Here is a 19,316-nt window from a genome sequence, read left to right as displayed (position 1 = left end):
ATGTCAGAGAACCCTCTTCAATCTGGTGGGAATCTGCAGGAATTAGGGCACATGCATAATATAGATGGAATAACGGCAGGAGAGGCTGTTCTGCGCGCCGCCCGATCCTTTGTTCAAGGGGACTCATCCAAGCATAGTGATGGTCATGACTGGCCGCACATTGAACGGGTAACCGCACTTGCGGTTGAACTCGCTCACCGCATGGGTGCAGATCCATTTGTCTGCGAACTGGCCGCATTATTACATGATGTACCGGATGAGAAGCTGAATGAGAGCTTGGAAGCCGGGATGGCCAAACTGAATGACTGGCTGGATACCCAGCCTCTTGACCCGGATATACGTAATAAGGTTGTGGGTATTATTAGCACCATCTCATATGCGGGAGGCCAACGTCCTGCAGTCAGTTCACTTGAAGCACAGGTTGTTCAGGATGCGGATCGACTGGATGCACTGGGTGCGATTGGGATCGCGCGAACCTTTGCCTTTTCAGGCGCCAGAGGGCGTGAGATGTACGATCCGTCCCTCCCCCCACGGGAGCAGATGACCCGTGAGGAATATCGCAATGGGCGCAGCACAACGATAAATCACTTTTACGAGAAGTTGTTCAAGCTCAAGGATCTGATGAATACCTCCTATGGCAGGGAGCTGGCGGAACAGCGTCATGATTATATGGTGCAGTTTGTGGACCAGTTCAAAAGGGAATGGGAGGGCACGGACCGTTAGGCAGGCATAATAAGCATGAGCATTCCACAAAGTATAATTAAGTAACGGAGGCGAATCTTTGAAGTGGTGAAAATCCATTTTGAAGATTTGCTTCTTTTTGGGTTAATAATGTGTATTAACATACATAAGGAAATCAATTTCACAATACCTCTGACTTATGACATGGCAACGGAAGACCTTACATGGTACAATAAATCGTTCTCCTGAATGAATTCAGGCAAAAAAAGAAATATGGGGTAATAATGAAAATGATCATCAAATGTAAAATTTCAGGTTCGGTAAAGAGGAGGGGTCACCACCATGTCGTTTGGTGCACGTGTACTTAAGACGGGGATCGCGGTCACGCTTGCCTTGTACCTAAGCAGCCTGTTCTTGAACCCGCAATCTCCCGTGCCTGCCGCAATCGCGGCTATATTCGCCATGCAGCCTTCGATCTATCGTTCTTGGAAATACTTCCTGGATCAGTTGCAAACGACCACGCTGGGAGCTATTGTCGCCCTTCTGGGGGGCATGGTGCTGTCCAATGAGCCAATCGCCGTTGGATTAATTATTGTACTTGTCATCATGATCTGTCTTAAATTGAATATGGGTGAGACGGTTGGCCTGACACTGGTCACGGTTGTATCCATTATGGAAGCCTCGGGTGACTGGCATTTTGCACTCAATCGTTTTCTGTTGACACTGGTTGGTATTGTCTCGGCGTTTCTCATCAACATTACGGTATTTCCTCCGAAACCGAAGGTTCAGTTCGTGAAGCAGATCCATAGTGTATTCAGCGGTATGTCGTTGCTTCTGCGAACCTCGATCTCGGATGAGATCAAGGAAGTTGTATTCCGGGAGGAGAAAAGCAACCTGGGCGGTTCCATTAAGTCTTTGTCCGACAAGTATAACTTGTTCGAAGAGGAACAGAAAAAGATGAAACGTTCCAAATTCAGCGAAACTCGGCAGATGGTGGTCTACAAACAAATGCTGCTGAGTTTGCAAAAAGGGTATGAGGTGCTGGATTCGGTGGAACGGCACTATTTCCAGGCACCGCGGACAACGGCCATGGATCAGTTTTTTGACTCACATCTTGAACTGGTTATCAAATTCCATGAGCATGCACTGCTCAAGTTCGAGGATAAGCTGAAACCTAATGGGGAAGAGGCCGCACAGTTTGTATTGGATAATGACCGTTTCATGGAGCAGGCGATCACCCAGTTTGATATCGACAAGGAAGGGATGTTACGATTGTCGATCGTGGCTGCTGCGATCTATGATTACGGATATCAGCTGGAACGTCTGAATCGACTTGCCGAACATGTGCATAGTGCCAGTGAAGACAAAGAATCACAGGACAAAATTTTGAACTGGCTTAAGTGGCCTTGATAACGAATTGCGCACCTGCTTTGTGATCATATACAATGGAACTACAACATTGCCCGGACAATCGTGTCCGGGTTGTTTTGTCATACATAAGGCTGAATGGCATGAATATTAACGAACCGAGGGATAGAGACATGATTATTGAGGAATTAGACGCTGAACTAATGGAATGGTTGAGTGGGACAAATCTGGAGCATAAACAGCATGAGGCCATGCAACTGCTGACCGTATCTGAGGATCAATGGCCGCATCAGGCGATGATCAGTATGGGGGAAGTGATTGCGATCAATCCGCATCAGCTTAGACTTGCTTTATGGCAAGGTACACAGACCAGTATGAACATGAGCAAAACAGGCAAGGCTACCTTGATTGCGGTTCAAGGACATCGATTGCTGCATATCCGTATAGAAGTAGAACGGTTACCTGAGATTAAGAGCGCTGTTCATCCGAGAGATCGTTTTGAAGCACATGTGCTCCATGTACGTGTGGATCACGCGCCATATGCGGAGATCACTTCAGGAATAACCTTTCAATTAAAAGATGAACTTGGGGCAATTACACGCTGGAAAGAGACGATTGAAGAATTACGAAAGTAGGCAGGAGTTAGCTAAGCCAGTTGAGGACCCGGTGATAGGGTAATAATGAAGAAGAAAACAACAAAAAACGCCTCCGCTTGCATCGGGACGTTGTCACTGGTAAAATAAAAAATGGTTTTCAGAAAATTAGAACTAATTAACATATAATTAAAATGTTTACTTTCTAATAATTATACCATTGCCTTTTCGGGCTTGTCAAATGGGATTTTGAGGACACAATCCGGGGAAAGAGGGGCTATTAACATATGAGTACAGAGCAGCAGTGGAGTGAAGAACAACAACGGGTCAATACGGTGACCGATCAGATTGAGCGCAAGATCACAACGTTAGAAGATGAAGTAGGCTCCTTCCGTGACGAAGTGGTAGGGATGAGAAAAGATTTCTGGGACGAAGTCACGATGAACTTTAGCGAAGCGGACGATGTCGGAGAGACATCAACGAGCATGCGGCAGCAGTCACAGGTACTATCCGATCGGGAGCGCAGCCATCTAAATACAGCGGCTGCATTGGACAAAATGAAACGACTGCATCACTCACCATATTTTGGCCGCATTGATTTCAAGGAAGACGGGTATCCAAATGCAGAACGCATTTATCTGGGTATTGCATCGTTGCTGGATGAGAAGGAAGAATCCTTTCTGGTTTACGACTGGCGTGCACCGATCTCCAACCTGTATTATGACGGAGCACCGGGTCCAATCACGTATCATACACCCAGTGGGGAGATCAGCGGTGATATAGAGATGAAGCGACAGTTTGTCATTCGGGACGGTCGTATCCGGTTTATGTTTGACACAGGGGTTACGATTGGTGATGAGTTGTTGCAGGCCGTGCTCAGTCGAACTTCGGATGCACAGATGAAGAGTATTGTAGCGACCATTCAGAAGGAGCAAAACCGGATTATCCGTAATGACCGGACACGTATGCTCATTGTGCAAGGCGCAGCCGGCAGTGGCAAAACATCCGCGGCGCTCCAGCGTGTGGCATATCTTCTCTATAAATACCGCGAGCATCTGCAAGCGGATCAGATGGTTCTTTTTTCACCGAATCCAATGTTCAACAGTTATGTCTCTACGGTACTGCCTGAGCTTGGGGAGGAAAACATGTTGCAAACGACCTTCCAGGAGTATCTGGAGCGCCGTTTGGGTCGTGAATATCAACTGGAAGATCCGTTTATTCAGCTCGAATATGTACTTACGGGGACGGAAGATCCTGATTACGATGTGCGCATGTCCAGCATTCGGTTCAAGTCATCCGAATCTTTCCTGAAAGTCATTACGCGTTACAAGGAAAGCATGTTGTCAGGTGGCATGAAATTCAAGCCAGTTCGCTTCCAGGGCCGAGCGATTGTCACGTCAGAGGCTATGGCTGAGAAATTCTACAGCTTCGAGTCATCCGTTAAGCTGGTGAGTCGACTGGAGATGTTACGGGACTGGATGCTGAAAGAACTGTCTGCCTTTGGTAAAGGTGAACTGGATGCGCCTTGGGTGGATCAGCAGCTTGATCTGATGGAGCCGGAGGATCTGCAACGTGCGTATCAACGGTTGAAGCGCAAGCAAAAAGGAAAGACCCATACGTTTAATGACTTTGAGCAGGAAAGAGAAATTCTGGCACGTATGGTGGTCAGTGACCGACTCAAACCGTTGCGGAAATGGATCAAGTCATTACGATTCGTTGATATAAGACAATTGTATGCACATCTGTTCAGCGATCAGGCTCAGATGGAGCGATTGCTGGGTGACGAAGCGCTCCCTGCTCAGTGGGATGAAATTGGTAAGATGACTTTACGCAGATTGAAGCTTCAGGAGTTGGCATATGAAGATATTACGCCATACTTGTACTTGCGTGAGCTTATGCTTGGATTCCATATTAACTCCAATATCCGCCATGTCATCATTGATGAAGCTCAGGATTATTCTGCGTTTCAGTTGGCATTCATGAAGAGATTGTTCCCACGGGCGAAAATAACAGCCCTTGGTGACTTTAATCAGGCCATCTATGCCCACTCTTCAGTGCTTAGTGGAACAGGACCTCTGACTAATCTGTACGGTCCAGACAATACAGAGGTCATTGAGCTGACGAGAAGTTATCGATCTACTCGGGAGATCGTGGAGTTTACCCGTGGCATGGTGCCTGGTGGGGAAGAGATTATTCCATTTAACCGTAGCGGCGAGAAGCCTAAAGTGATCGTTTCTTCTGATGCCGAGCATCATATGAACGTCATCACGACAGATCTCAAACACTTGATTGGGGAAGGATATGAATCAGTTGCAGTTATCTGCAAGACCGCCGAAGAGAGCAGAGACGTACATGCTGCATTGAGCAAGGCACTGCCCACAGCACCGAAGTTAATCAAAAAAACGACGCTGGCTTTTGAGCAGGGTGTTCATGTTATCCCGGCGTATCTGGCCAAAGGTGTGGAATTCGATGCTGTCCTGATCTATGACGGCTCTGTGGAGCAGTATGCCCAGGAGCATGAACGCAAATTGTTCTACACGGCCTGTACACGAGCGATGCATCTGTTGCATGTCTATTGTGTGGGCACACCGAGTCCGTTCATTACCGCCCAGTCGGAAGAATGGTATGATCTTGGCAAGGTGTCTGCTGCGCAAGTGGACTGACATAACACGTTCATGTGCTTGAAGAAGGCTTCCGTTCAATGGAACGGGAGTCTTTCTGTATATGATACATATATCGGGAAGAAGCTAGCTTAGCGAGGGAAGTATACATGATGAGGTTCCGGCCATATAGGTGATCGTATTGAATGAAAATAACTAACGTGAACTCGTAAGGATTGGGTCCCGTGGATAAATATGACTTGATAATTTGTATTCAAGCACAATGGATGTGATTTTTCTTTACACATGAGTTCCGGACTCATATAATCGTAACAATATATTTTTTTTGGATCGTTTATTAAAGGAGGCAACAATATGAACAAATCATCTTTTGAACGGCCACTGATGGCCGATTGTGTACCTGATCTGGTCGCTACAGCGCGGGGAGATTTGCCGGCGACTTTGGTCATTCGGGGAGGTACGCTGGTCAACGTGATATCGGGTGAGATTTTGCCGGAGATGTCCATAGCAGTACAGGGAGCTCGAATCGCTTATGTCGGTAAAGATGTAAGCCACACCATCGGAGAACATACCCGGATTATTGAAGCGAACGGTAAGTATATCGCTCCTGGTTTGCTGGATGGACACTGCCATATCGAAAGTACACAGATGAAAGTAACCGAGTTTGCGAGAGCGGTCTTGCCTTCAGGCACGACCGGAGGTTTCTTTGACCCGCATGAGATCTCTAACGTGCTTGGTCTCAAAGGTCTGAGACTGATGCTGGATGAAGCGCGGACCACACCGATGGCTGCTTATATGCAGGTGGCTTCCTGTGTGCCTTCCACCCATCCAGGACTGGAGACAACAGGTGCTTATATCGGGCCTGAAGAGGTGGCAGAGGCTCTTTCCTGGGGTCCGGACATGATTGGTCTTGGTGAAGTGATGAACTTCCCTGGGGTAGTCTATGGGGACGAGACGATGATCGGTGAGATACAGGCGACCCTCCGGGCAGGTAAAGTGGCAGATGGTCATTTCACCTGGGCAGCAGATGACTGGCGTCTGCCAGCGTATGCAGCGAGTGGGGTTACAGGGGATCATGAATGTGTGACCAAGGAAGATGTGGTCGAACGTCTGCGACTCGGGATGTACGCGAAGATGCGCCAAGGTTCGGCATGGCATGATGTGGCTGAGACAATCAAAGCTTGTACCGAGCTTGGACTGGATACACGCCGGATGATGCTGGTGACCGATGACCGAAGCTCTGAATCCCTTCTCAAAGAAGGACATATGGACTTTGTTGTTCGTCTAGCAATCTCCCAAGGTGTGAAGCCGGTTACGGCTTTCCAAATGGCGACCATTAACACAGCTGAGCGCTTCGGTGTTGCGCGCGATATTGGTGCGGTTATTCCGGGCAATATAGCCGATATTATTCTACTGGACGGCCGTTTGGCGGATGTACGCGTGGGCATGACAATTGCTGCCGGGCAAGTTGTAGCCGAGAATGGGAAAATGACGGCGGTCTGGGACAGCTTCACGTACCCGGAAGAAGCGCTGAACACGGTGAAGTTAGAAGCTAATATTCAGCCAGAAGATATGGAACTTGCTGCACCCATTACAGAGGGTGTGATTGGTGCCAAAATTATTCATGTGACAGAGAACCATGTAGATACAAAGGAGAAACACCTGCCTGTCACGGTAGAGAATGGCAAGGTTGTGGTTTCAACTTCAGGGGAAGTATGCAAAATAGCGGTATTGGAGCGTCACAAACAAACCGGGAATCGGGCGGTAGCGCTTGTTGGAGGCATCGGCTTCACATCACCTGCAGCGATTGCGATGACGGTTGCGCATGATAGTCACAACCTGTTGATTATAGGCAATGATGATGCGCTGATGGCTGAAGCCGGTAACCGTGTCATTCGCATGCAAGGTGGGGTAGCCGTAGTAACGGCAGCAGGTGTAACCGAATTCCCGCTGCGGATTGCAGGTTTGATGTCAACTGAATCTTTTGAAGTCGTTGCAGCCCAATCGGCAGCAGTCAGTGAAGCTTTACAGTCCGCAGGATGTACATTGAATAATGCATTTATGACGCTTTCGTTGCTCGCGCTGGTTGTAATTCCAGAACTACGTTTGTCCGACAAGGGGCTTGTGCGGATCTCGGCAGAAGGGATTGAACTGGTTTCCCTTTTCGATGAAGTGGTTAACAATACACCGGTAGCTCCATCAGGTAATGAATGAACGGAAATGTCGACTAGAGCATAATTAAATTGAGATACATGCAAAGCCGCCTTAGGGCGGTTTTTTTGTACGTTGTGGGAGAAAACGCTTTCTAGGTCTTCTGGATCTCGGTGTACATATGGCAATAATGACTTAAGTCATGCTGAAATAAGGGTGAATTTAGAAAATAGTGAATAATTGTGACTTTTGAACTATACATATAGAACTACGAATTCCCGAAATATAGTTATATGATTCTTTCGTAGTGAGTCTTAAAGATGATATTGCATATAGAAGCAATCCGAATTCGTCGTACCTAATAAATATCCATTACATTAATATGAAACGACACAATTTCATCCAGATTTGCACGTCAGAGCTGATAACTTCAGAGGGAGTGTACAAATATGAAAAGCAAAATGGGTTACCGTTTTATCGTATTACTGAGTTGTTTGATCCTGTGTGCGAGTACAGCCTGTTCTTCCAAAGCCATTGCGGATGGTTCAGTTGACAGTTATGCAACGATTCATGGAAAACTTGATGCACCGGTGAGAGCGACATGGGTGTGGGATACCACCCAGATCCGAAGTAATCCTCAAGAGGTGTTAAATTACGCTACAGCGAACAAGATCAATACGATCTATCTGCAGATGAACCGGGATATAAAAATTCCTGAATATAAAAGTTTTATTCGCCAAGCGAGAGCCAAAAACATTGCGGTTGACGTCATGGATGGAAGATCAGCGTGGGGATTGACGGAAAGCCGGGAGCAGATTGCATCTTTCCTGGACTGGATCGAGGCCTATCAGGCGCAGGCGTTGCCTAATGAGAAGTTTGCTGGTATCCATCTGGATATTGAGCCCCATGTGCATCCGCAGTGGAAAATCAATCAGGCCAGTGTAATTACCCAGTGGCAAGGAAATGTGGAGTACATTGTTGAGCGAGCATCACGGATGAAGATGCCGGTAGCGGCTGATCTGCCTTTCTGGCTCGATAACTACAAAATTCCGGGTTCCACGATGGCCGTAAGCAGTTGGATGATTCGCAAGTTTGATTCCATCACCATTATGGCTTACCGCGATACAGCTGCTGCAATCTATAGTGTAGCGAAGGATGAACTTGCAGAAGCAGCTCTGCTCGGCAAGACGATCTCGATCGCCGTGGAAACAAAGCAAAGCAAGGAAGGCGACTTCATTACTTTTTATGAAGAGGGATCTGCTTATATGGAAGCACAATTGAAGTTGGTTGAAAAAATGGCTTCAGTACATGCATCCTTTAACGGTTTCTCCGTACATGAGTACACTTCATGGAAGACGCTGAAAAAGTGAGACACCAATAACTCCTTAGCGCAAATACATGTAGTAGCAAATGAAATGAGTTCAAACGGAGAAAACGTGCCTCAGAACCGTATCTTGTTAGTTCTTGGGAATTGGAAGTGGATAAAGAAGGTGTTTGCAGCTGAATCGCTGTGAGCACCTTCTTCTTTTACACCTGAACCAGGGCAGACTCCATTCCTACGTTCTCATAGAACATTTTGCGATACTGTGAAGGTGTGGTGGATTTATGTTTTTTAAATGTAGTGATGAAGTAGCTTAGATGCTCAAAACCCACATCCATGGCGATATCAACAATCTTGTGGTCCGTATTCTCAAGCTGAACACAGGCCTGTTGAACGCGGTAATAGTTAATGTAATCAACAGGTGTTTTCTGCACCATTTGTTTGAAGAAACGACAGAAGTGTCCTTCACTCATATTGGCCTCATCGGCCAGTTCTTTCAGCTTTAATGGTTCAGGATACCGTTTGTGAATATAACTGAGCACGGATTTTAGGCGCTCTACCTTGTCATGACTCCCTGTAGCCACGGTGCCTTTGACCGGAGCAGGTCTCATATGTTCGAACATTCGGGCAAATATGAGGTACAGGTACGCTTTTGTTGACATTTCACACGTTTCGGTTCGGGTAGCATGGTCTGCAAATATACGTTTCAGGAGATCTAGAATTTCTTGTCCCCAATCCTCATCTGCCTTGATATGACAAGGGGGAATCACCGTTTTGCGTACCAGTGGACCGATGAATTTCTCTTGGACGGTATCGAAGGTACGGCTGCCAAGCAGCTCGGGATTAAATACAATGGAAGAGAATACGCAGGGAACATCACCCTTCAGATACCCCGCATGAATCTCGCCTCTATTGATGAAAATGGCTTCTCCAGCTTGAACCTCAACAGTGTTCATATCGATCTGAAAGACGGCGCAGCCCTTGGTCACCATGGTGAACTCCATCTCATCATGCCAGTGGCAATCGAGAATGCTATCTCCGTTTAGTTGTTGAATATCCGGGTACACACTGACGGGATACATGGCATTGCCGTGAATCCGGTCTTCGCGTAATCGTTCACGTTCCATATCAGATTCTCCTTTTGTATCATTATTAATGTAATCGTTTCCATAGATTGGTCTTGATGCTCAAGAATCGGATATATATTATCAAAATCGTGATATATTTGGTCAAAATAAGAGAAGAAATTCGTTATTAATATCAATATTATTATAATATAACCAAAGGGGGAAAGAAAACATGAAATTTACTGATGGATTCTGGATGACTCGTGAAGGGTACCAGATTCAAAACCCGACTGACATTCGTGATATTGTGCAAAAAGACAATGCTGTGACCGTATATGCGGCAACTAAATATATTCGTACCAAAGGCGACACATTGAACGGTACATTGCTGAAAGCAACGTACAGCTCACCTATGCCTAACGTTATCCGTGTAACCTTGAATCACCATAAAGGCGGAGTGAAAAAAGGGCCTGTATTTGAGCTTAACACACAAGAAGCTAACGTTGAGATCTCAAAAAATGAACAAGGGGCTGTTTTGAAAAGCGGCAATCTGGAAGTTCAAATCGATAAAACAAACGGTTGGGACATTAGTTTCCTGTATGGAGGGAAACGTATTACTGGTAGTGGTCAAAGAGCAGCTGGTTATATTACAGGTCCAAGCAAGGAAGCGTACTTCCGCGAGCAGCTGGATCTCGGTATTGGTGAATACGTTTACGGACTCGGTGAGCGCTTCACACCGTTTGTTAAGAATGGCCAAATTGTAGATACCTGGAATGAGGACGGTGGTACAAGCAGTGAACAGTCCTATAAGAACATTCCGTTTTATTTGTCCAATAAAGGATATGGCGTATTTGTAAACCATCCTGAACGCGTATCATATGAGATTGCATCTGAGAATGTATCAAAAGTGCAGTTCAGCGTAGAAGGAGAGACTCTGGAATACTTCATTATCGGCGGTGACAATCCGAAAGATGTACTTGATAATTATACGAAATTAACAGGTAAACCAGCGCTTCCACCGGCATGGACTTTTGGTCTGTGGCTGACAACTTCATTCACAACGGATTATGATGAAGCAACGGTTAACCATTTTGTAGATGGTATGGCTGAACGTGATCTTCCGCTGTCTGTATTCCATTTTGACTGCTTCTGGATGAAGGAATACCAATGGTCTGATTTCGTATGGGATGAAGCAATGTTCCCGGATCCGGAAGGCATGCTTGCACGTCTGAAAGAAAAGGGTCTTAAAATCTGTGCTTGGATCAATCCATATATTGCAGAAAAATCCTACTTGTTCGATGAAGGTATGGAGAACGGTTATCTGGTCAAAACAGCCGATGGCAGCGTATGGCAATGGGATATGTGGCAAGCAGGCATGGCTCTGGTGGATTTCACGAATCCGGATGCTGTGAATTGGTATAAGAGCAAGCTGGAAGTCCTGCTGGATCAAGGTGTAGATTCCTTCAAGACCGACTTCGGTGAAAGAATTCCAACGGATGTTGTATACTTTGATGGTTCTGATCCGGTTAAAATGCACAACTATTATACACAGCTCTATAACAAAGCTGTATTTGAATTGCTCGAAGAGAAGATTGGCAAAAACGAAGCTGCCCTGTTTGCACGCTCTGCAACAGCAGGTGGTCAACAGTTCCCGGTTCACTGGGGCGGTGACTGTTCTTCCACGTATGAATCCATGGCTGAATCGCTTCGCGGTGGTCTCTCACTGGGGCTTTCCGGTTTCGGATTCTGGAGCCATGATATCAGTGGTTTTGAAAGCACAGCGAGCCCTGACGTATACAAACGCTGGGTACAATTCGGACTGTTATCTTCACACAGCCGCTTGCACGGAAGCACTTCGTATCGTGTGCCTTGGTTGTTTGACGAGGAATCCGTGGACGTTGTTCGTGACTTTACCAAACTCAAAATCAGCCTGATGCCGTACCTGTACAATTCTGCGGTAGAGTCAACGGTAAAAGGTATTCCGATGATGCGCGCTATGCTGCTGGACTTCCCAGAGGACCCAACAACATACAGCCTGGATACTCAATACATGTTTGGTGACTCGATTCTGGTGGCTCCAATCTTCAACAAGGAAGGTGATGTGCGTTATTACCTGCCTGAAGGAACTTGGACGAACTATCTGACAGGAGCGAAAGTACAAGGTGGACGCTGGATCAGTGAAAACCATGACTTCAAAACACTGCCAATGATGGTTAAACCAAACAGCTTGATCGCTGTGGGTGCGGTGGATAACAAACCGGATTACGACTTTGCGAATGATGTGTCCTTGCACTTGTTCGAACTGGCTGATGGTCAAACGGCTCAAGCTGTCGTTGTGAACCAAGCGGCTGAACAGGAGCTGACTGTAAACGTTACACGTAATGGATCAGTGCTGGATGTTCGTGCTGAAGGTGCGGGCAAACCGTGGAACATCGTACTTCGCGGCATTGAGAGTGTGTCCAGCGTTGAAGGTGGTTCCCAAGTGTCTGGTGCAAATGGTGTTGTCGTTACGGCAGCAACAGGCGCAAGCGCGATTACAATCCAACTGTAAAATGATATAGTAAAAGAAAAGGACGGTGCCGAAAAGGTGCCGTCTGTTTGTCTACGATGATAGGAGATTGAATGAAATGAGTACAATGAATTCCGGTTTGCACTGCACGATATCAACAGAGATGCTGCATCATCTGGTAGAACTTAATTTTGGAAGCGATACCAAAGTGAAGGCGTTTGGTCTCCTGCAAGGTGGACTTTTTAATACAACCTATCGGATTCAACTTGAACATACATCCTATACGGATGTGATTTTACGTTTGGCTCCAGAGCGGGGTGAGATGGCGGCTGGTTCTGCGAGTGATCCCCTATTTTCGTTTGAACGCACAATGATGGCGGCTGAACCGATTGTGTATGAATATTACCGTAAAGCAGGCATTCCTGCTCCAAACATTATCGCCTGTGATGATAGCGGATCCATCATTCCAAGAACGTACATGTTTATGGAGTTTATTCCGAGTAAGCAGCTGGATCACGCATCGATTTCAGACAGAGAAAAAGAGCGATTGTATCATCAGCTTGGCGCGTATACCGCCATCATGCATCAGATCCAGGGTGCATCGTTTGGCTGGCCGCAAGGAGATGGGACGATTAAAGGCTCGGATCAATGGTCCGAGGTGCTGCACTCTTTTGCAGAAGAAACGGCACTTAAAGCGGCACAAGCCGATTACATGTCAGGTGTGGGAGAAGAGATCGCTGCTATTTTCATCCAAAATAAAGACTTATTTGATCAAGTGACCCGTCCGGTACTCGTTCATAATGACCTGTGGGAAGCAAATGTACTTGTTCATGAGGAAAATGGTGAGCTGAACATTGCAGCCATCATTGACGGAGATCGTTCCATGTTTGCCGACAGGGAGTTTGAAGCCATATTGTCGTCAGAATCGGTGGCTTTTCATGAAGGATATAATCGTCCACTGGACTCATCCGCTGAAGGACAGGCACGCAGGCTTGCCTATCGAATACTGTCTTCATATTTTAATGCCTACGTTCATGAACATCAGGTCAATCAACCTGAAGATGGTCAGAAGTATCACCAGCGCACGCTGGATCTACTGGAGCATTGGAAGCAACTTGGACTTAACTAATTCGCAGGGGGAATGAAGGATGAAGGAGTATCATCAATACCCGATGTGGGATGCGTCACTTTCACTTGAGGAAAGGTTGGATGACCTGATTGCACGATTGACAACGGAGGAGAAGATCAGACTAATTCCTACACGCGAAGCAGCTGTACCAAGACTGGGCATTCCAGCCTACAACGTTGGGGGTGAAGCTGCCCACGGGGTTGCATGGAAAGGGGAGGCAACCGTATTTCCGCAACCTCTCGGTCTATCAAGTACCTGGAATACGAGGCTCATGCGGGAGATTGGTTCCGTCATTGGCGATGAAGCGAGGGCATACCATCACCGTAATCCTGAGGTTCATGGGTTGACCTTGTGGGCACCAACGGTTGATCTGGAACGTGACCCACGCTGGGGCAGAACGGAAGAGGGATATGGCGAGGACCCGGTTCTCACGGGAGAAATGTCGGCAGCTCTCGTCAAAGGTATGCAGGGCAATGATCCTTTTTATCTGAAAATGGTCGCTACATTAAAGCACTTTTTTGCCAATAATAATGAGAAAGATCGGCTGAATTGTTCATCCAGCATCGATCCGCGCAATCTACGGGAATATTATTTAAAAGCATTTGAGACACCATTTGTGGAAGGCGGAGCCTTGTCCATGATGACAGCTTACAATTCCATTAATGGTACACCTGCCATTGAGAGTCCGTATGTGAATGATGTGGTTAAGGGCGAGTGGGCGATGCCAGGTTTTATTGTATGTGATGGAGGAGATCTGTCTCAGACGGTAGACTATCACGGTTATCATACCAGCCACGCGGAATCAGCAGCAGGTGCGTTGAAGGCAGGAGTGGATTGTCTTACGGATGAAGTTGATCTTGTGGTATCTGCTCTGGAGGATGCTCTTGATCAGGAGCTGTTGGAGATCGCTGATTTGGACCGAGCGATTCGTAACATCTTTGGTGTGCGGATGCGACTTGGGCAGCTGGATCAGTCCGGACGCAACCCCTATGCGTCTATCCCCGAGTCGGTATTATGTGTACCAGAGCATGCCAAACTTAGTTATCGTGCCGCTGTTGAATCCATTGTTTTACTTCAAAATGATGGATTTCTTCCTTTGAAGCCAGAGGCATTACAGAAGATCAGTGTCATTGGACCACTTGCCGATGTTGTCTATACGGATTGGTACAGTGGCACATTGCCTTATCGTGTATCCGTCCTCGATGGACTGCGTAATCGACTACCCCAAACAGACGTAACGTATATAGATGGGAATGACCGTATTCAGTTGAAGACGGCAGACGGACAGGTTATAACCTTGGGTGCGGAAGGTGCACTCGTCGCTGTACCAGAGGGCAATGCACCTACGGCCACCGAATTTATACATCAGGATTGGGGTTGGGGAAGTCATACCCTGAGAAGTTTGAACAATAATCGATACGTTAGCTTAACCGAGCAAGGCATTTATCAAGCAAACGCACCGGAGATTGGTGGCTGGTTCGTGAAGGAAGTTGTTCGTATAGATCCTCTAACGGATGGAAGTAACACCTTGCGGACGTGGAACGGTACCCCTGTTGGACTGAGCGAATATCAGGGTCATTCTGCTGTATCACCACTCCGGCCACAAGGAGAACAAACTACAGCTACAGATACAAACCCGAATGATATTGGTGACTCTGGACACGCAAGTCAATCACCAGGCAATACACAGATACCTTCTGCATTCAATATTGATATTGTGACCAGCGGAATACAACAAGCCGTAGAAGCTGCACGTAGCAGTCAGGCATCTGTCGTTGTTGTTGGCAACAGCCCATATATCAACGGCAAAGAAGAAATTGACCGCCCAAGTCTGCTGCTTCCGCCGAGTCAGGTCGAGCTTGTCAAAGCTGTGTGTGAAGCCAATCCCAATACGGCGGTTGTGATTATGGGCAGTTATCCATTTGCTTTGCAGGAGTTGAAAGGTATTGCCCGCGCAATCGTGTATATGACACATGCAGGTCAGGAATTGGGGAACGCTCTTGCAGATGTGCTGTTAGGTCATTATGCCCCGGCAGGCAGATTAAACATGACATGGTATGAAGATGAATCACAGCTTCCTGACATGATGGATTATGACATTATTCAGAGTGGCATGACCTATATGTATCATGAAGGACCTGTTCAATATGCATTTGGTCATGGCCTGACGTATTCTGAATTCGAATACGAAGCGATTCGTGTAAGTCGCAGTGCTCCGGCGGAAGCCACCACCACAGATCAATTGAAGATTGAAGTGGAGGTACACAATACAGGTGAACGTGACAGTGATGAAGTTGTACAGATCTATGGATCTTCACATACCTCGCGTGTGAAACGCGCTCAGAAGCAACTGCTTGCTTTTCGTCGTATCCATCTGAAAGCAGGGACGCGTGTTACGATACGTTTCGAGATTCCTGTTCAGAAGCTGGCGCTATGGGATGTTACCCGAGATCGATACTGCCTGGAGACAGCGACCTGGGCCATTCTGGCAGGGCGTTCTTCCGCAGATATCCGCCAGTCGGCTGATATTGAGATTGAAGGTGAGACGATTCAGGACCGTCCTCTGCACTTACTTACCTTTGCCGAGAATTACGATGCTTGTGCAGGTGTTCTGTTGGATGAATGTCTGGAAGGACGTTCGGCAGTTCGGGCAATCACTCAGAAAGAACCCTTATATCGAGATGGTCAGTCATCCTGGATCGCTTTTCACCATAATGCTGTTCAGGAAGTAAAAGGATTTGAAGCCAGAGTGGCAGCTTTTGGGGAAGAGGGCAGACTGGAGATTCGTTCTGGAGGACTGGAGGGCGAACTGCTCGGTGTGTGTGAAGTATCTGGACCTGGAGGCAGTGTGAACGGGAAAGATATCAAGTGGACAACGGTCCAGTGTTCGCTTGAGGCGTCACATAAGGTGAATGAGCTATATATTATTTTCAAAGGTGGAGCAGCGTTACGGCACTTTAGATTGTTGTAGTTGTAGCATGTCCTGCATAATCAACCTCCGAAACAAGCACAATAATGCTGTTGTGTGTAGAATCTGTAAAGGTGGTTGTGGTATGAACGATAAAAAGTGGGACCTCGTCGCACTTGCTTCCATCCCTTTAATTATGACCTTGGGTAATTCCATGCTTATACCGATCCTGCCACAGATTGAACGTGAGTTGAAGGTATCTGCATTTAAGGTCAGTATGCTCATTACAGTCTACGCTGTAGTTGCCATCCTGCTTATTCCTCTTGCAGGGTACTTGTCGGATCGTTTTGGCAGAAAAGCAGTTATCATTCCCAGCCTCGTTATTGCAGCCGTCGGAGGTGCTGTCGCTGGTGTGGCAGCATGGATGCTGAACGGAAACATAGCCTACTGGACCATTCTGGGTGGCAGGTTATTGCAGGGAATAGGTGCTGCCGGCGCATTTCCTATCGTTATCCCGTTGGTTGGGGACATGTTCAATGATGAAAACGAAGTTAGCAAAAGCCTGGGTATCATTGAGACCTCAAATACGTTCGGTAAAGTCATAAGTCCGATTCTGGGTGCAGCGCTGGCGGTCTGGTTGTGGTATGCGCCATTCATGGCTATTCCTATACTTTGTGTGCTTTCGCTGGTTCTTGTTATTTTTCTGGTGAAGACTCCCCGGAAAAAAGAAAAGCCTCCCACCTTTCCTGAATTTGTGGCATCGATTCGTGACGTATTGAAAGAAAAGGGACGCTGGTTGTATGCGTTGTTTGCAATCGGCGGTATTTGCATGTTTGTCATCTTTGGTGTGTTATATTATCTATCCGAGACGCTGGAGAGCGAATTCGCCCTGAAAGGTGTTCTTAAAGGACTTGTCCTTGCGATTCCGCTGGCAGCGTTATGTCTGTCTTCTTTCCTGGCAGGGAAGTGGATTGGCAAGAACAAAACGCGGATGAAATGGCTTGGCTTCACAGGACTTGCGCTTCTGACGGTATCCCTTGGCGTTATAGGTTTATTCGATAATATCTATGTTGTAGTAGGTCTTTTCACATTGGGAAGTGCCGGAATAGGTGCCACGTTACCATGTCTGGATGCCTTGATTACAGAAGGCGTGGACAAAAAACAGCGGGGCACAATCACGGCTCTGTTCAGCAGCATGCGATTCATTGGGGTATCTCTCGGTCCACCTGTCGTTTCTTTGCTGATCGGTTCTCATCATTTTTTGCTTTTTGGTGTGCTCGCTGCGTCTGGCGCAGTGGGCGGATTGCTCACATTATTCGCAGTTAAGCCGGATAAGGGAGACCAACCTACTTCAGGAAGCAAGCAGAAACAGGATGAAACATCTATGGATGTGATCGAGACGAGTAGAGGGTATGCTTCCATAGGTCGCAAGAGAAGTCCATTTTAGATAGATGGTGCTGTATGCTACATTCATTTCCATGTTGTCTTCACTTTAACATTCAGATCTGTTCCAATAAAAAACGCGTTTACGCCTAAGAGAGCGGATGAATTTGCTTTCTCGGTGTAAACGCGTTTTTATGTTCAGAATGACGTTAACCAATCATTCGTGTTTTCTTATATTCGACTGGCTAGTTTCGGTGTTGCCGGCTACAGATTCTGAATTATTGGATTGATCTTGAGGTGGTTCCGTTGCAGTGATATGAGTATGAGTGAGCAGAGCATGAGGTTCAATGGAGAAGCTGCCGCTTCGTTTTCCCTGAATCAGATATATAAGCAAGAACAGAATCATAAACATTACGGAATATCGATACATATCGGTGTAACTGGTTATGGCCGCAATGGCGCCAAGAAGAAGGGCGCCGGTTGCAATACCCAGATCCAGCGAGTTCAAAAACATACCGTTAGCCATACCCCGCTGAGTAGGAGACACAACTTGAATCATCCAGGTCTGCAGAGACGACTGCATGGAACCATAACCGATCCCGTAGACAAAGGCAGCAATGAACAGGACAGACATGGAGGTTGCATACGAGAGCAGAATGAGGCCGACAGCAACGAATATTGCCCCTGGAATGAGCAGTGCTTTTGGACCTTTATTGTCATAGATCCGCCCTGCAAATGGTCTAACCAATAACACGGCGAGTGCATTGAACAAAAAGAACAGCGCAGGATTGGCCAGATTGGCTTCCTTACCATACAAAACGATGAATCCGACAAGCCCACCATAGGTGATGGATAACAGGCAGTTCAGTACACTTGGCAGAATCAGCTTACGATTGAAAGGTGTCTTCTGTTTTGGATTGGACTCTGAAGCAATTGTTGTAGCTTGTGGCATGATATTTTCACTGTTATCGGTTCTGACTGCTTTTTTGCGTGTCAGCGAATAACTCAGTGGATAGATCACAGCGAGTACACCCGCAGTACATAACATCAAGGTTACAAATCCAGCACCCTGTAGCAGAGTGACCCCAATGATTGGCCCCATAGACATAGCCAGGCTAGTCGATAGACCAAAGTAACCCATACCTTCGCCCATTCGTTTGACGGGCACAATGTCCGAGGCCATCGTTGGAAAAGCGGTACTGCTCATACCAAACCCGATACCAAACAACATTCTCAGCAACAAGAGCACAGCTATACCGGCAGCAAAATAATAGCCGAGCGTTGCCAGCAGGGCTACGGACAGGCCGATATAGATCATGGCGTTACGAAGGCCCTTCTCCAGTGCTTTCGCGGAATAGAGACGGGCTGCAATGGCACTTAGTGCAAACAGACAGGTGAATAAACTTACTTCAAATGCATTGGCGTGAAATCGCTCCTGAACGTAGGACGGAAGCGGAGAGACGATCATGTGCAGTTGCAAGAACAACAAGAAGTTGCACAGCATCAGCAGTATAAAATCGGTGGTCCATAGTCTAACTTGTTGTGTAGATTGTTCTTTCATGATGATGTATTCCCCCTGAGTTGT

Annotated in this window: 12 protein-coding genes; 10 read left to right on the top strand and 2 right to left on the bottom strand. The window is 46.9% G+C overall.

The window, feature by feature from the left end; translation table 11 throughout:
• The 6 genes from MKX68_RS00430 to MKX68_RS00405 all read left to right on the top strand — a co-directional run bounded on the left by MKX68_RS00430 (nt 1) and on the right by MKX68_RS00405 (nt 8,784).
• A complete protein-coding gene (locus tag MKX68_RS00430; RefSeq protein WP_340908306.1) occupies nt 1-723 on the top strand; it encodes an HD domain-containing protein in 723 nt (240 codons plus the stop codon).
• Nucleotides 724-1,023: 300 nt separating this feature from the next.
• Complete coding sequence (locus MKX68_RS00425) at nt 1,024-2,091, top strand: FUSC family protein (protein ID WP_091032071.1); 1,068 nt, start codon at nt 1,024-1,026, stop codon at nt 2,089-2,091.
• A gap of 101 nt (nt 2,092-2,192) precedes the next feature.
• Nucleotides 2,193-2,684, top strand: coding sequence for a pyridoxamine 5'-phosphate oxidase family protein (locus tag MKX68_RS00420; RefSeq protein WP_340908303.1), 492 nt, complete (start codon nt 2,193-2,195; stop codon nt 2,682-2,684).
• 245 nt (nt 2,685-2,929) lie between these two features.
• Nucleotides 2,930-5,305, top strand: a complete 2,376-nt coding sequence (helD, locus tag MKX68_RS00415) for an RNA polymerase recycling motor HelD (protein WP_340908301.1) — start codon at nt 2,930-2,932, stop codon at nt 5,303-5,305.
• Nucleotides 5,306-5,617: 312 nt separating this feature from the next.
• Nucleotides 5,618-7,477, top strand: coding sequence for an adenine deaminase (locus tag MKX68_RS00410; RefSeq protein ID WP_340908298.1), 1,860 nt, complete (start codon nt 5,618-5,620; stop codon nt 7,475-7,477).
• 386 nt (nt 7,478-7,863) lie between these two features.
• Nucleotides 7,864-8,784, top strand: a complete 921-nt coding sequence (locus MKX68_RS00405) for a hypothetical protein (protein WP_338593733.1) — start codon at nt 7,864-7,866, stop codon at nt 8,782-8,784.
• A 157-nt stretch (nt 8,785-8,941) separates the two neighbouring features.
• Here the strand turns inward: MKX68_RS00405 and MKX68_RS00400 are convergent, their stop codons facing one another.
• On the bottom strand, nt 8,942-9,862 hold the full coding sequence (locus MKX68_RS00400) for an AraC family transcriptional regulator (protein ID WP_340908296.1): 921 nt from the start codon (nt 9,860-9,862) through the stop codon (nt 8,942-8,944).
• Nucleotides 9,863-10,034: 172 nt separating this feature from the next.
• Here MKX68_RS00400 and yicI point away from each other — a divergent pair, with 172 nt between their 5' ends.
• From yicI to MKX68_RS00380, 4 genes are all read left to right on the top strand, one after another.
• Nucleotides 10,035-12,353, top strand: a complete 2,319-nt coding sequence (gene yicI, locus MKX68_RS00395; RefSeq protein WP_340908294.1) for an alpha-xylosidase — start codon at nt 10,035-10,037, stop codon at nt 12,351-12,353.
• A gap of 76 nt (nt 12,354-12,429) precedes the next feature.
• Entirely contained in the window at nt 12,430-13,440 is a 1,011-nt protein-coding gene (locus tag MKX68_RS00390) for a phosphotransferase family protein (protein WP_340908292.1), read from the top strand.
• A 19-nt stretch (nt 13,441-13,459) separates the two neighbouring features.
• On the top strand, nt 13,460-16,411 hold the full coding sequence (locus MKX68_RS00385; RefSeq protein WP_340908290.1) for a glycoside hydrolase family 3 C-terminal domain-containing protein: 2,952 nt from the start codon (nt 13,460-13,462) through the stop codon (nt 16,409-16,411).
• An 82-nt stretch (nt 16,412-16,493) separates the two neighbouring features.
• Nucleotides 16,494-17,795: an MFS transporter gene (locus MKX68_RS00380; RefSeq protein ID WP_338593740.1), complete on the top strand. Its 1,302-nt coding sequence runs from the start codon at nt 16,494-16,496 to the stop codon at nt 17,793-17,795.
• Between the two features lie 153 nt (nt 17,796-17,948).
• Here the strand turns inward: MKX68_RS00380 and MKX68_RS00375 are convergent, their stop codons facing one another.
• Complete coding sequence (locus tag MKX68_RS00375) at nt 17,949-19,292, bottom strand: MFS transporter (protein ID WP_340908288.1); 1,344 nt, start codon at nt 19,290-19,292, stop codon at nt 17,949-17,951.
• Between the last annotated feature and the right edge of the window lie 24 nt (nt 19,293-19,316).

The organism is Paenibacillus sp. FSL M8-0212 (assembly GCF_038004645.1).
Taxonomy (GTDB): Bacteria; Bacillota; Bacilli; order Paenibacillales; family Paenibacillaceae; genus Paenibacillus.
The sequence above is the reverse complement of the archived record's forward strand: the minus strand, read 5'-3'. Positions and strand labels throughout refer to the sequence as shown.